Origin of the sequence: Myroides phaeus (genome assembly GCF_900099675.1) — a bacterium.
GTDB lineage: Bacteria > Bacteroidota > Bacteroidia > Flavobacteriales > Flavobacteriaceae > Flavobacterium > Flavobacterium phaeum.
The window spans coordinates 115863-131784 of record NZ_FNDQ01000007.1 but is presented as its reverse complement, the minus strand read 5'-3'; the positions used below and the strand labels follow the sequence as shown (position 1 = coordinate 131784).

Genomic DNA, 15922 nt, shown 5'->3' with positions numbered 1-15922 from the left:
GTGTATGATCGTCTGCTGTAATGCGGATGCAAAAGTAGCATCTTTTTGGCTATTTCCAAACTTTACAACTCCTTTTTTGAAAGGTTTTTTATAACGTGTTGTTATGTTGCCTCTTACCTCTGAAAGTTTTTTTTTACTTTTTGTTTTTATTGGTTCAAATAGGTCTGGACTTCTTTATTAAAGTAAACACTCTATATACAAGTATACTATTATATATGTTCTAATCCTCTCCTTATATAGGTACAAAATTAGTTATATCACTTCTATAAGTATTGTAAAGCGGTTATTTTGCTATCATTTGCTATCACATGACATCATATGCACTATAAACTCCGTCCCGCTTTTGTACTCAAATCTCCGCAAACCCTTACAAACAAAGGGATTAAAAGAGTTTCAAATGACATTTAGTCGCAAATAAGCCGCAAATAAGTCGTAATTACCTCACCTAAAGGCCTTTTTCGCGAACTAATTACGACTTAATACCGTATGAGATAGTAATAAATACTACCTAAGACCAGTGCTTACAAGCTATTCAGAGCATAAAACATATAAAAAAGCCCTTATTAGAACTTCGTAAAAACCTTTTTCACTACTAATAATCACCATACTAATAGCTATTTGTACTACTTACCATCACAAACCCAAGCAAGAGATCCTGTACTAACGTCAAACAAAAAGGCCACTTAACACAAGTGTTAAGTGGCCTTTTTGTTTTTTCATATTATGTAATATCGCTTATTTCTTAGCTAATTTAAACCTCACCTTCTCCCCTGCAGCATCAATATTCATTAAATAAATACCTGATGCCAATTCACTAATATCAATTACAGCACGATTTGTAGCTCTAACATTAACCGACTTTACCAACTTATTAGACAAATCATAAATATCAACTTGAGAAAATTTGAATATCTTATCCTTAGTAATTTCAATATTAAATATATCCTCTACCGGATTAGGCCATATAATAAAATCATTTTCAGACACAATTGGCATAGCAACCTCTCCATATATTCCCTCCATTTCATCGTTACTTACAAGTAAAGAAAAATCTTGCAGACCAGTATGTAACTTTCCTTTATGAGAAACAACGATCTCATATTCCCCAACTTCTGCATTATCTATCTCTATCTTCTCAACATTATCTACATCATTATCCCCTTTCACAGCTCTTAAATCGCTATAATTTTTATTTAATAACCAAGGTAAATATACGACACCATCCTTATAAACTCTCAAGTCTAAATCATTAACCAAAGCTTTTGCTTGTCGATTTGTCCTAAAATCATAATGAGGAGAATCCTGTTCAACATCAGTCCACACTAATGTAACAATCAACTTATTAGTATTTTCAATCAACCTAAACTTCTGTATAAACTCCCCTTCATTCAACAATAATCTTTCCTCTATCATCGCCTTTTTACCAAGAGAATTAATCATTAGATCGACACCTTTTTTAGCATTTATCACTCCCCATCCAATCTGATTATCAGGTGATTTCCTAGTTAAATAATCTGCAGAGTGTACCATAATTCCTTTCATTGTAGCCGCTTTATAAGGAAACTGTCTATTTTCTATAGCCCATTGTTGCCACAATGTCAAAATTCCAGAAACAACAGGAGTAGCCATAGAAGTACCACTCATTTTTGCATACCTTACAACACTTGGTTCAGCAGTCAAAGGCTCTGGATTAGCATAGCCAGAAGAAATCACATGTACACCATTAGCAGCTATATCAGGCTTAATTCTAAAATCACAAGAAGGTCCGAAACTACTAAAATCAGCTACTTCATTTGCCCCTACATCATTTATACCTGTAGCAGCAACAACAATTACATTTTTAGCATTAGCTGTACCTAACAATAAATCATTTCCATACTTTGATTCATTCACTAAATCAAATTCCAAACGATCATTACCAGCAGAAACAACCGATTGAAAATAAGGATAAGTATAAGCTACCTTATCAAACTTAGATGCTTCTTTATTATAAACTCCAAAGTAACTAACAGGAACAAGAGGTACAAGATCCTCATCAACAGCTGCTATACCATAGGAATGATTAGACACCAATAAACCTTCTTTAGCCATTTTCGCCATTTCAGAAGCATCATTAATCCAATCAAAACTTACTACCTTAGCATTTGGCGCTATTCCTTTTGCTTTATTAAAAACACCTTTTGCCTTAATAGTTCCAACAACGTGAGTAGCGTGATTTCTCGATTTTTGATTAGTCTTTAACTCCTTCTCAGTCATCTTTTCTAAAGAAGATATAGGATCTCCAAGCTTTACCTCACTCACTCCATTAACTACAAACTCTCGATGTACATCTAAAGCAACCTGACCATCCCAGACACCAACAATCATATTACGTCCATCAAGAGTAACTCCCAAGTCCTCTTTAATCGCATCAACTTGATTTATTCTTCTTGATTCAAGGTTACTTGTTGTGTAATACAAAGGCAAACCACTCTCATCAATTCTCTTTATTTGAAAAACACGCCCATCAGCAAATACACCTCTCTCTTCTTTCTTACTATTATTTAAGAACAAACGAACACCTTCTCTCTCAATTTCATACTCGCGTTGAAATTGAGAGAGAAGCAATTCACCTTGTTCCTTATCATAAGATGCAGTTAATTCCTTTCGAACATTAACATTTTGTGCACTAACAGATAAAGTAAAAAACGATATAAATAAGATAGAGTGAATTCGTTTCATTTAAAAAATATTGACAATTGTAAGTGTTTAAATTCAGTAAACAACTAATATAGCAATAGATACCTTAGAATTTTAAAATTCTTCTCTAAAAACCATATCGCGTGCAAAAATACTATAAAATACCTATATGACTGCTAAAATCCCGTAATCATATCGGAAAAGGTTATATATTTTCTATATTTGAAACAACTAACAATTATCCTTAACAATTATGAAAGTTAAAAATGCAATTATTGGTGTTGTTGCAGGAGCATCATTATTTTCGATTTCTTGTAACAAGACTAAATCTGATACTACAGAAACAGTAGATTGGAATGAAAACAATGCTTTCTTTTCAGAAAGTACACTACCTTATTTCACAGCAGACTTTGACAAAATCAAGAACAAAGACTTCAAACCTGCTTTATTAGAAGGAATGCGCCGTCAAATGGAAGAGATTGACAAAATATGCGCTAATACAGAAGAACCTACTTTTGCCAATACATTAGAGGCTTTAGAGCGTTCAAGCGATTTATTTGACCGCGTTAGTTCTGTATTCTTCTTATTAACAGGAGCACATACAAACGATGAACTAAAAGCTGTTAATGCTGAATTAGCACCTAAGTTTGCAAGTCATAATGATGGTATTTACTTAAATGATGCCCTATTCCAACGCATTAAAAAGTTACATGACAATCAAGCGTCGTTAAACTTAAATGACGAACAAGCTCGTTTATTAAATGTTTACTATGAAAACTTTGAAAAAGCAGGAGCTAATCTAAGTGCTGAAGACAAAGAAAAATTAAAACAATTAAACCAAGACATTGCTACCTTAAACAATGACTTTGGCGATAAATTGTTAGCCGCTACAAAAGAAGGTGGGGTTAAATTCACAAAAGAAGAATTAGCAGGTTTAAGTGACGAAGAATTAGAGTCTATCAAACAAGCGGACGGAAGTTATCTAATCCCACTTAACAACACAACACAACAACCAGATTTAGACAAGCTAACAAATCAAGAATCAAGAAAAAAACTATTTGAACAAGCTTGGATACGCGCTGAAAAAGGAGATGCAAACGACACAAGAGCCACTATCATCACATTAGCAAAGAAAAGAGCTGAAAAAGCTAAACTAATGGGCTTTGCTAACTATGCAGAATGGAGTCTACAAGGAACAATGGCAAACACACCAGCAAATGCTATTCAAATCCTAAAAGACCTAAGTCCTTACGCTATTAGCCGTGCGAAAGAAGAAGCGAAAGATATTCAGGATTTAATAAACAAAGAAGCTGATCCGTTTACGCTTACAGCGGCAGATTGGAATTACTATGCTGAAAAAATCAGAGAAGACAAATTTGCTTTAAACCAAAATGAGTTAAAACCATACTTTGAAATGAACGCTGTATTAGAAGATGGTGTTTTCTACATGGCAAAACAACTTTACGGTCTGACATTTAAAGAACGCAAAGACATTCCTGTTTGGCAAGAAGATGTAAAAGTATATGAAGTATTCAATGAAGACGGAAGTCAAGTAGGATTATTCTATACAGACTACTACCAAAGAGATTCTAAACGTGGAGGAGCTTGGATGAGCAATATCGTAGGACAATCAAAATTACTTAACCGTTTGCCAGTAATTTATAATGTAGGTAACTTCCCGAAACCAGCTGCAGGACAACCAACGTTATTATCGCAAGACAATGTGATTACAATGTTTCACGAGTTTGGACACGCTGTCCACGGATTCTTTGCAAACCAAACGTACCCAACATTATCTGGGACAAATGTATCTCGTGACTTTGTAGAATTCCCTTCACAATTCCACGAGCACTTTGCTTTTGAACCTTCAGTTTTAAAGAACTACGCTAAACACTATAAAACAGGGGAAGTAATTCCACAAGCATTGGTTGATAAAATGAAAAATGCAGCAACATTTAACAAAGGTTATAGTATGACTGAGTTATTAGGAGCTTCATTACTTGATATGGAGTGGCATACAATTGGAGTTGATACTGAAATTACAGATGCTATCGCTTTTGAACAAGCAGCTTTGAAAAAATATGGTTTAGACCTTGCTACAGTTCCACCAAGATACCGTTCTACTTATTTTAACCACATTTTTGCAGGAGGATATGCAGCAGGATATTACTCTTACAAATGGTCAGAAATGTTAGACTTTGACGCTTATGCGTGGTTAGAACAAAATGGAGGAATGACACGTGCGAACGGACAAATCTTGAGAGATAAAGTATTCTCAAAAGGAAACTCTGAACCATTAGACAAATTGTACAAAGACTTCAGAGGTAAAAACCCAAGCATAGATGCTTTATTACACTATTCTGGATTTACAAAGTAGTGACTAATCCTCAAAAAAGATACAAGATTAATAATGGAAAAATAAAAAATACAACAGTAGTAGACTTTAGTTTGCTACTGTTGTATTTATAACCTCTAAATACGATGTTTTTTGTATTAAACATTTGACTAGGAGTTATCATCTAACTCGACCAATAATGTCTAACATTATTGTAAATATCTACTATTTGTTTAATAAGTTTTTTTAATTATTGACAACTCTAAGTTGTAGTACTCAATATTAATATACCGTTTATTCTCTCTGCTACTGCATTTTCATAAGGATCCCCACTATTAGTCATACTACATTTGATTGTCCTTTTTTATAAAATATCTTGATAGTCATTAGAACATAAGGCTTAAATAACAAGGTTCTTGTTGCGTCCCTATATAGGTTATATCTGATCCCCAAACCTGGTTAGGCTTATAGAAATGAAGGTATTTGATGATATTCTTATGTTTATATAAATGATGATTAGAATTTGTGGTTATTTGATATGTTAGTTTAGGTTATAATTAATAAATGATTTACTTTTATGATATTAAATAGTTTATCTCTACCAATATTTAATATTGATAATCGATCTTTAAGTTTATAATACAATTTTCTTGTTCCTATACGTGACATAAGTATTCTTAACTCTTTTACTAAAGAAATGACCACACTTGCCTTGTCTTTATTAAGCTTTATACGTGATTTTTTTCTATAATAAACTTGTCTATCTATACCGAACAACCTACAAGTAAAAGTTATAGATTCTTCTTTTTGTTTTGTATATTCTTGGATTGTAAGGTTTCTATATTTTTTCTGATATCTATCTTATATTCTTTTTCTGCAATATTTATCATCATATCAAAAACAACAGACTTTTATTCAGAAAAATACTTTTCTGCTTGATCTTGTTTAATTTGTTGTTCTAATAAACGAATCTGTGCTTCTTGCTCTTATAATTTTTGTTCAGGTGTCTTTCCATAAGTTGATGTGTTTTATTCTCTCAATCAAAGTTATCATATTTTCGCAACCAAACCAAAACTGTACTACGACCTTGAATACCATAATGTTTTTGAGCTTGTTTATAGGTATAATCGCCTTTTTCTACTTCTGATTCAACTTGTAATTTAAAGCCTAAAGTATAATCTCGTTGACTACGCTTTTCCCTTGTGTTTTCTGTCTCTTTCATAAATAAGTCTATTTTGTGTAAACCTATTTTAGGACGGGACACACATACAAAAAAAGACTGTCTTTTGTAAACAGTCCTTTTATCAAAATATTAAATTACAATTCCTAAACTATTGTTTGCTTAATAATAACTCAAGTACATCTAATCGCGCTTTCATTACATCCATTTCACTCTGCATATTATTTAATGCATCTTGTTGTTCAATCGTGTGTAAATACAACTCTTCAATTTTTTCTAATTGCTGAATAGACAACTCCGTAAAATCGATCATATAATTTCCATCAGCATTACGTTCTACTTCAGAAATCTTAGTTACACCTGGTAAGTGGTTATACTTCTCTACGAAATCTCTTACATAATCTAACGACTTAAACTCATAAGTTAAATTTAATTCAGACGAACCTGTGAAATATTTTTCAAATACATAATCTGCATACACAGAGTTTGCTGAGAAAAACTTACCTGAAGAAACAATGTCTCCAGCAACAGAAAGCTTTATATTAGCTGCTTTATCTCTTTGTAATAAAGTTTTTCCTCCAATTGCAACAGTTCCGCTATGCGAAATATTTGCATCATCTTCAGTAGCTACAACTTCTGTTTCTTGATTCAACCAAGGATTTTTCGCATTAGCTTTAACAATATTTTCTATAACAGTCCTATTCTTTTCATCATTAACAATCGTACTAAAGTCATTACTTACATCTTGAGATACTGTAATAAAACGCTCTGTTCCTAACTCATCTATATACTTATAGTAAGTAAACTTAGAATCTGCCATTGTCACATTACTAACACTTCCATTTACATACCGATCGGTAGGAGTTACTGTTTCTAAAAAAGTAGTTGGGGTAGTCCCAACTTGATTCGTGTCAATTGTCAATCCTTTTGCTGTAGTCGCTGTTTTAGCAACCTCAATTACTTTCGTATACTTTTGTACTCTTGCAATTTCAGTTGTTAAGTTTATATCATCACCTCCTGCGTAGCTAATAATAATATCATTTCCAACTTTTGACACACTCACATTTCCTGTTGCTTCTGTAATAAAGCTATTTAAAATTTGTGTTACAATAGGATCTTTTACAATCGTTTCAAAATCTGTAATTACGTCTTGAGATACTGTAATCTGAGTAGTTGAATTTTGTCCTGTTTCATCTTGATAGTTATATGCTATTAACTTATTGTTATTTGCATCCGTACCACGAATTAACTTAGTTAAGGACTCATTGTAGATTACAGGATCGCTACCGTCTTTTCCATCCTTAAAAACATAAGACATCTTTACTAATTCAGTATTTTTACTTGTCTCAGTATTTTTAGACAAAGAAGCTAAATATGAATTATTCTTGATCATCTCTGTGATGTTGATCTCTTTTGTATTCTCCCCATCTTTAACGACAAAAATAACATCACCATTCCTTTCTATAACCTTAACATCACTTGAAACTTCTTTAATGATGTCCTCTATAACAGTTTTATTACTTCCATCATTAACAATCTTACTAAAGTCATTACTTACATCTTGAGACACTGTAATATATCTTGTTGCTCCTGACTCATCTACATATTCATAATAAGTCATCCCAGCAGTAGGAGCAACTGTAATATTATCTAATGCTCCATCCGCTTTATGACGATTTGTTGCTGTAAGTGTTTCTGTAAAAGTAATTGTAGCTCCCCCTTTCTTCGTGTCAATTTCTACTCCAGCTCCTTTTGTACCTAATACTTTATCAATAAGTGTTACATCAACAAACACCTGGCTATCTTGAATAAACTTAGGAATGTCTAAATCATCAACAATCTTAATCCATTGTTTCTTACTATCTGTAGGATTTTTACCCCAATAATAAAAACCAATAGATAAATTCTTAGTACTATCTAAAGTAAGATTATAAATAATTAATCCTTCTTTAGGATCCTTTCCACTTATCACATTTACATCTGTTAATGATCCTAATTTAACTTCTGGAAGAAGAACCCCCTTATCTGAAGCAGACACATGTAATACAGCAGATGAGTGTGGAATGTCTGTACCTATTCCCGTTTGGGCATAAGCTCCTCCAAATATTAGTAATGCAAGTGGTAGTAATCTTTTTTTCATAGTTTATCAATTTTAGTTAAAAAAAAATTCTTATCGTAACATTTTATACAAAATTAATGAATTTTAAACTAATTAACACACATTTAAAACTATTACACAAAATAAAACAAAAACATGAAAAACTATATTTATAACACAATAAATAAAATAATAGATTGTCAAATTAATAATAAAACTACACTTACCATACATATAAATAAAGTAAACAAAAAACAACAAATACCTAAAACAGTGAACTTTACATTTATAAGCACTAACTAAATCATTCTTGTCATAGGTTAAGTTGAAAACAAAATCAACCTCCTTACATTTGCCCTATCAATACAATATAAATTACATAAAAATGAAAATAGTAGCATTCGCAGCAAGTAATAGTTCAAAATCAATCAACTTAGAATTGATTAAAGCAGTTTCTAAACAATTTGGAGAACACGAAGTAGAAATCTTAAACCTAAACGATTTTGAAATGCCAATTTATTCACAAGACAGAAATGAGGCTGGCATTCCTCAATTAGCTTTAGATTTTAACAAACACATTCAAGAAAGCGATGCCTTAATTATTAGTTTAGCTGAACACAACGGAAGTTTTAGCACAGCATTTAAAAACATATTTGATTGGGGATCAAGAGCAGAAATGAAGTTTTTCCAAGAAAAACCAATGTTATTGTTATCTACCTCACCAGGAGCAAGAGGAGGACAAACAGTAATGGAAAGTGCAAAAGGCGTATTCCCTTACTTTGGAGCTAATATTAAAAACACATTTAGCTTTCCAAATTTTTACGACAACTTCAAAGACGGAGAAATTGTAAACGATACTTTAAAACAACAAGTAGATGAAGTAATTGCTGATTTCAAAAGCAATCTATCCTAAATAAAAACACTATTTAAAACCGAAAAAGCCTAAAATGAGTTATTCATTTTAGGCTTTTTTTAGCTTAACAAGCTATCTAATAACTCTTCTACATTTGTATTTGTAAAAACAGTATCATTTACTAAGTGTATAGCATACTTTTGCTCCTCTACACGTTCTACAAAAACGATATGATGAATATTAATAAGGTATTGTCTACCATCAGAAGCTTTAATTCGAATAAAAGGATTTGTCATTATTTATTAATTTACATACTTGGTAATATTTTCACTATATCTTTTATGTTGTTTTCAGAAAAAACACATTCGACAACATCTCCTGAAACAAGCCATACTTTCAATTTTACAGTCTGACTATCAATACTTGTTACAGCATAAGAAATAATATATTTAAAAGGAATAACCCTATACTCAACAGCCTTACCAGCACGCAGATAACTTAGATAAAGTTGGCTATACCCTGTGGCAAAATAGCCATCTACCCCACGGTAACAATTCTTTAACCTATAAAAGGAAATATGTTTTGTAAAATGTTCTTTTACTCGTTTTGAATCTTCCTTTTTAAGTCCATTTATAATGTATTCATTTTCTTGCATTTTTTCTCACTTTACTTTTCACTAAAAATACATAAAAAAGAATAGTATGCAATACTATTTTTTCTATAAACTGCACATTCACAAATAATTTATACAATACACTCCTTTCAGAAATAAGCACCGAATATAGCGTTAAACTTAATCCAATCCCCTTCCCCTTTTTTTATAAACCTAATCTTTTGCTTACCTTTGCACTCTCTAAGTTCTTAGATACCATAAAGACAAGTAACCTTTCTTATGTCTTTATATAAAACACTAAAACAGTATAATTACAACTACAATGTTATAGGAAATCACCCCTATTACACCCTATTAATAGTTATAATAAACAATATAAAATGAAAGATAATTTCTTTGTAAACTTATTTGTACAAGAAAGCAAAACCTTATTTAAACTAAAACACAGTGAACGATTATGGCACATTCCATTAATGGCAATGTTAGCCACTGGAATTCCTTTATTAACCGGATGGTACTTTGACAACCTGCAAGCAGGATTATTAGCTTGTTTGGCTGGATTAGTAATTTTATACCTTCCTTCTAATATTCCAACACCACAGCGAATGCTTACAATGCTTGTTTGTTCATTCGGATTTATGTTATCCTTTGCTGTTGGTATTACCTTTAGCTTTAACTTTGTTATTTCTTCTATTGCTTTTGGCATATTTGTAACCGCTGTGCAATGGGTAAATCTATATTTTAATACCCGACCACCCGGAAGTTACTTCTTTATTATGGTAGCTTCTATGTCAAGTAATATGCCGTTTAACTTAGCTTCTATTCCAACCCGACTTGGCTATGTTGTTATGGGAACTATGTTTGCTTGTACCTTAGCTATGATATACAGCCTAATCGTAGGTAAAAAATACAACAGTAAAACTACGGCGCCATTGATTGTTCCTGTACCTGTCAAGAAACAAGTAGATTACTTGATTCACTCTTTGATAGTAGGTGCCTTTATGTTTATTTCACTACTTACAGGACATTTATTGAAACTAAACAACCCGTATTGGATACCCGCTTCCTGTGCTGCTATTATGCAAGGAATATCGCTTTATCACGTTTGGCAAAGAGCACTACAACGTATTACGGGGACATTTATAGGGTTGGGACTGTGTTGGCTTTTGATTTCTATTTCAGACTCGCCTTTATACATCTGTATATGCATCATGGTATTACAATTCATCATTGAAATGTTTATTACGCGAAACTACGCTGTAGCAGTAATATTTATTACAGCCTTAACCGTACTTTTAGCCGATGCTGCAAATCCACTAATCAGTACACCAAATGCTTTAATTACAGCTCGTTTTTTAGACATCGTTATTGGCAGTATCATAGGAGGAATTGGCGGATGGTTTATTCACCACGAATATTTAAGAAAACAAACCAGAGATAGCATAAGAAATACAAGATTGCAATTACTAAAAAAAATGCACCGACAAGAACGTATATAACACAAAATCCCACTGCAAACACAGTGGGATTTTCTTTACAACAAACTTAATTATATCTTATTTTAGGTAATCTGTCAAGATGAAGTCGGTTTCATCCTCCAAAAAATCCTGTAGAATACCCAATCTATTCATAAAATAAAAATCATTCTCTATTTGCCCTTCCTCCATAGGTTTAACTTCAATAATAAAGAAATGTTTATGAGGAACAGGACAAATGCTTATAACGTTTTTCCATATATCTACTAAAGGTCTTTCGCGTTTTAAATCAATTACTTTTAAGTGAACTGGGATAGGCATATCAAATTCATGATTTACGTAATAACGTCCACTCCTCTTCGTATCTCTATAAATTACGGGAGCCTTTTTCAACATAGAACCTTTCTTATTTAGATATACTAAATGTTCTTTTCCTTTAAAGGTAATTGGAAAAACCCCATTATGAATCGTTTCAAAAGACTGTACTTTTCTTCCTCGTGAATTGCACACTCTTACTTTTTCGTTATTTACTTTTCTCACAATCTTAGACTCATTGTCAAACATACCAACGTAATTTTTGACTATACGCTTTAATCTTGCTCTCTTGGCCTTATATAAATCCTGATCAATACACACAAACCGTTTACCAATAGTTTCAACTGGTAAAAAAGGTTCTCTTTTAATATCAGGATCAACCGTATAAACTTTTGTTGTAATCAATTGTCGGTTTTCAATCACAAAAGCTTTACATTTTTCTTTTACTATTCCCAACTTAAGATTAGGAACAAGTTTCCAATTCCAAAACTCTGTTCTTACTTGATATGTAATAACAACTTGTGCTATTGTAAAATGATTAACTACTGTTAGCAATATTCTTGAGTAGTGAAAGGGAGCTACTACTTTATTGGTATGACTAATAATCCCATACAATCCGTTCTTGCTTTTTACAACAGCAAAACCCGTAGTAACAAATTTATCAGCTTCCAAATATTGAGGTTCTATCAAAACAACGTTGTTTTGATCGCGATATCCATATAGATTATTACTCCCCAAAAAAGGCGAGAAATCAATAACGGTGGTGATTGGAATAGTATTCATAAGGAAATGATTAGTAATCTTAAATATAAATCATTTTTTTTATAAAAAACAAACAACAAACAGAATTATTTGGTTCACAAACAAATAATTACATATTAAAAGAAGTACAAAGACGTCTTCCAAAACACCTTGTCTTCAACTTACTCAAACAACCCTATAACTAATTTTTTAAAATTCGGTATAAAAATAAAAGGTCATCACAAAAAATGATGACCTTTTATTAAATTCACTCAATCAAACCTCTTTGTTCAACCAAGTTTTTATTCTTTACATTCTATAAAAATCAGAATAATTACTAATACCCTTTAGCAACATCATCTCCTCTTGGGTCTGCTCCTGCTTGATACGTACCATCTGCATTAACTAAAATTCCTTCAACACGTCCATAAGGCTTGCGCTCTTTCAGTATATATCCTTTGTTCTGTAACGCTTTGCGAACTCCAGTAGACAATGCCTTTGGTTCATAATCAATTTGGTCCGGTAACCACTGGTGATGAAAACGCGGTGCAGCAACTGCCTCTTGCATATTCATTCCGAAATCAACTACATTTAAAATAGTCTGAAAAACCGAAGTAATAATAGTAGATCCTCCTGGCGTACCCACCACCATATAAAGTTTGCCGTCTTTTTCAAGAATTGTAGGCGACATTGAGCTTAACATACGCTTTTCTGGTTCAATTGCATTTGCCTTACCACCAACTAATCCGTACATATTCGGAACTCCCGGCTTGATAGAAAAATCATCCATTTCATTGTTTAACAAGAAACCAGCTCCACCTACCACAACTTTAGAACCATACGAATCGTTTAATGTAGTTGTAGCCGATACAGCGTTCCCCCATTTATCTACTACACAATAATGGGTTGTTTCATCACTTTCATAACCACTTAACTCACCCGCACTTACATCCGAACTCTTCGTTGCCTTGTCAAAAGACATTGTTTTCAGGCGTTCTACATTGTATTCCTTATCAACCAACATCTCAGTAGGCACTTTGTGAAAAGCAGGATCTCCTAAATGTTCTGCACGATCAGCATAAACCCTACGCGATGCCTCTGTCATTACCTGTACCGCTTTTTCAGATTGGAATCCCCATTGCTTCATTGGAAATTGGTCTATCGACTGAAATAAAGCGATAAGCGCAATACCACCACTACTTGGAGGAGGCATTGAAATAACCTTTAACCCTTTGTATTCTCCAACAATAGGAGTACGCCAAATAGCTTCATATCTCTTCAAATCCTCTAATGTAATCATTCCATTGCCACGGTTCATTTCAGCTACAATTAACTCAGCTGTTTTACCTTCATAAAATCCTTTTCTACCGTCTTTTTGAACTCTCTTTAATGTTTCAGCTAAATCCGATTGAACCAACAAATCACCTGCTTTCCAATGTTCTTTAGCTGTTAAAGCATTCTTCTGTGTATTATATTTTTCAAAAATCGCATAATGGTCAGTCAACTCCTTTGCTTGTTTGGCAGTAATAGCAAACCCTTTTTCTGCTAAATCAATAGCAGGCTGAACTAATTCTGCCCAAGATAGTGTACCATATTTTTGGTGAGCCTTAACCATTCCATCCACTGTACCTGGAATTCCTGTTGCTAACGTACCATTTTGACTTAAATCAGTAATTGCCTCTCCATCACCAGACCAATACATATTTTCTCTGGCGTGCATTGGAGCTTTCTCACGGTAATCTAAAGCGTCAATTGTTCCGTCATTACCTCTGTAAACGATAAAACCACCGCCACCAATGTTACCAGCATTAGGATAAACAACAGCTAAAGCCAACTCTACTGCCACCGCAGCGTCAACAGCATTCCCACCTTTTTTCAAGATGTCAACTCCCACTTTACTGGCTTCGGGATGAGCAGATACAATCACTCCATTTTTAAATGTTTCTGGATTTTGTGCTACTACTTGCAGTAAACTACCATAAAGCACAAATGCTGCTATAAGTGTTTTTCTCATTATTTATAGTTTTGATTGTTGCAATATAGATAAATTAGAAAGGTAGATTGTCTTTTTTCGTGATTTTAACGACAAAAAAATCCCTGAGGTTATCCTCAGGGACTGATTTTCAAAAAAACAATTACTATAAATTATTAAGTAACTCTTCCATTTTCTGCATTCTCAATTCTAAATTATTGATATGCTCTTGTTGTTTTTTGTTCACTTCATCTTGTTCGATAATGTGTAAGTACAACTCCTCAATTTTCTCTAATTGTTCAATAACCAATTTAGAGTAATCTACAATGTATCCGTTTGCTGCTTTGTTCAAGTCACCGATTGGCGTAACACCAGGTAAATGGTGATTTTCTTTTACAAAGTTTTTCACATACGCTAAATCTTTGAAGTCATAATCGTATTTAATAGCCGACTCTCCTAAGAAATATTTCTCGAATACGTAATCCGCATAAGTTGATGTTTGAGAGTAGATAGTTCCGTTTACGAAAGTATCACCTTCTACGTATAACTTGGCTTTTTTGGCAATTTCTAATGATCCTTCAGGTACACTATCTACTCTATCTACTCCAATTGCTACATTTCCATATTGATAGATATCATCTTCTGTTGTTTCTGGGCGATCATTTGGTGCTTTTTGTTTATTCCAAGCTCCATTTTTAAACCCAGGTTTAATACTTAGAATACCATCCTCAATATTGAAATCCGCTTCTATAGGATTAACTACACCAAGAGAAGTATACGTAGCTTTATTAATTGAGATTACATAAGGATTTGATACTGTTCCCATATCATTCATAGTACCATTTTTACCATTAATTTTCAATGGCGATGTAACTTCTGTAACTCCACCTACTCCATCTGCTCCCTTCTCTCCTTTTGGTCCTTGTGGTCCTACTTGTCCTTGCTCTCCCTTCTCTCCCTTCTCTCCTTGAGGTCCTTGTGGTCCTACTTGTCCTTGCTCTCCTTTAGCTCCTGCTACTCCATCAATTCCTTTTTCTCCTTTTTCTCCTTAGATTCCTTGTGGTCCATCTGCTCCAATATCTCCTTTTGGTCCTTGTGGTCCTACTTGTCCTTGCTCTCCCTTCTCTCCCTTCTCTCCTTGAGGTCCTTGTGGTCCTACTTGTCCTTGCTCTCCTTTAGCTCCTGCTACTCCATCAATTCCTTTTTCTCCTTTTTCTCCTTTTTCTCCTTGGATTCCTTGTGGTCCATCTGCTCCAATATCTCCTTTTGGTCCTTGTGGTCCTACTTGTCCTTGCTCTCCCTTCTCTCCCTTCTCTCCTTGAGGTCCTTGTGGTCCATCTGCTCCAATATCTCCTTTTGGTCCTTGTGGTCCTACTTGTCCTGGTGTTCCATCTGCTCCGGTATCTCCTTTTGGTCCAACTTCTCCTTGTGGTCCTGTTTCTCCTTTAGCTCCATCTTTTCCATCTGCTCCTTGTTTTCCCTCAGGTCCTATTGGTCCTGTTGCTCCAATATCTCCTTTTGGTCCTTGTGGTCCTACTTGTCCTGGTGTTCCATCTGCTCCAGTATCTCCTTTTGGTCCTTGTGGTCCTACTTGTCCTGGTGTTCCATCTGCTCCAGTATCTCCTTTTGGTCCTTGTGGTCCTACTTGTCCTTGCTCTCCT

11 protein-coding genes and 1 pseudogene are annotated in these 15922 nt (G+C 33.7%); 3 read left to right on the top strand and 9 right to left on the bottom strand.

Annotated features, from left to right (window positions below; translation table 11 throughout):
* Positions 1–735 precede the first annotated feature (735 nt).
* On the bottom strand, positions 736–2721 hold the full coding sequence (locus BLT46_RS05375) for a S8 family serine peptidase (RefSeq protein WP_090407356.1): 1986 nt from the start codon (positions 2719–2721) through the stop codon (positions 736–738).
* Between the two features lie 211 nt (positions 2722–2932).
* On the opposite strand from BLT46_RS05375, the gene BLT46_RS05370 reads away from it, so the two are divergent.
* A complete protein-coding gene (locus tag BLT46_RS05370; protein ID WP_090407353.1) occupies positions 2933–5056 on the top strand; it encodes a M3 family metallopeptidase in 2124 nt (707 codons plus the stop codon).
* A 994-nt stretch (positions 5057–6050) separates the two neighbouring features.
* Here the strand turns inward: BLT46_RS05370 and BLT46_RS05365 are convergent.
* Positions 6051–6236, bottom strand: a complete 186-nt coding sequence (locus BLT46_RS05365; RefSeq protein ID WP_394332437.1) for a helix-turn-helix domain-containing protein — start codon at positions 6234–6236, stop codon at positions 6051–6053.
* A gap of 109 nt (positions 6237–6345) precedes the next feature.
* Positions 6346–8334 (bottom strand): hypothetical protein, encoded by a 1989-nt coding sequence (locus BLT46_RS05360; protein ID WP_090407347.1) that lies wholly within the window; start codon positions 8332–8334, stop codon positions 6346–6348.
* A 343-nt stretch (positions 8335–8677) separates the two neighbouring features.
* Between BLT46_RS05360 and BLT46_RS05355 the strand changes: the two genes are divergently transcribed.
* A complete protein-coding gene (locus tag BLT46_RS05355; protein ID WP_090407336.1) occupies positions 8678–9205 on the top strand; it encodes an NADPH-dependent FMN reductase in 528 nt (175 codons plus the stop codon).
* Positions 9206–9264: 59 nt separating this feature from the next.
* On the opposite strand, the gene BLT46_RS13170 is transcribed toward BLT46_RS05355, so the two are convergent.
* Both BLT46_RS13170 and BLT46_RS05350 read right to left on the bottom strand, forming a co-directional pair.
* Positions 9265–9441, bottom strand: coding sequence for a LytTR family DNA-binding domain-containing protein (locus BLT46_RS13170; RefSeq protein WP_176770731.1), 177 nt, complete (start codon positions 9439–9441; stop codon positions 9265–9267).
* Between the two features lie 11 nt (positions 9442–9452).
* Positions 9453–9800, bottom strand: coding sequence for a hypothetical protein (locus BLT46_RS05350; RefSeq protein WP_090407333.1), 348 nt, complete (start codon positions 9798–9800; stop codon positions 9453–9455).
* 338 nt (positions 9801–10138) lie between these two features.
* Here BLT46_RS05350 and BLT46_RS05345 point away from each other — a divergent pair, with 338 nt between their 5' ends.
* Positions 10139–11257 carry an FUSC family protein gene (locus BLT46_RS05345; RefSeq protein ID WP_090407330.1) on the top strand — a complete coding sequence of 373 codons (1119 nt, stop codon included), beginning with the start codon at positions 10139–10141 and terminating at the stop codon, positions 11255–11257.
* A gap of 57 nt (positions 11258–11314) precedes the next feature.
* On the opposite strand, the gene BLT46_RS05340 is transcribed toward BLT46_RS05345, so the two are convergent.
* The 4 genes and pseudogenes from BLT46_RS05340 to BLT46_RS05325 all read right to left on the bottom strand — a co-directional run.
* Positions 11315–12331: a WG repeat-containing protein gene (locus tag BLT46_RS05340; RefSeq protein ID WP_090407327.1), complete on the bottom strand. Its 1017-nt coding sequence runs from the start codon at positions 12329–12331 to the stop codon at positions 11315–11317.
* Between the two features lie 295 nt (positions 12332–12626).
* Positions 12627–14303, bottom strand: a complete 1677-nt coding sequence (gene ggt / locus BLT46_RS05335) for a gamma-glutamyltransferase (protein WP_090407323.1) — start codon at positions 14301–14303, stop codon at positions 12627–12629.
* A 124-nt stretch (positions 14304–14427) separates the two neighbouring features.
* Positions 14428–15096 (bottom strand): hypothetical protein, encoded by a 669-nt coding sequence (locus BLT46_RS05330; protein ID WP_143021865.1) that lies wholly within the window; start codon positions 15094–15096, stop codon positions 14428–14430.
* A gap of 213 nt (positions 15097–15309) precedes the next feature.
* Positions 15310–15922 (bottom strand): annotated as a pseudogene (locus BLT46_RS05325) (collagen-like protein); the annotation flags it as partial.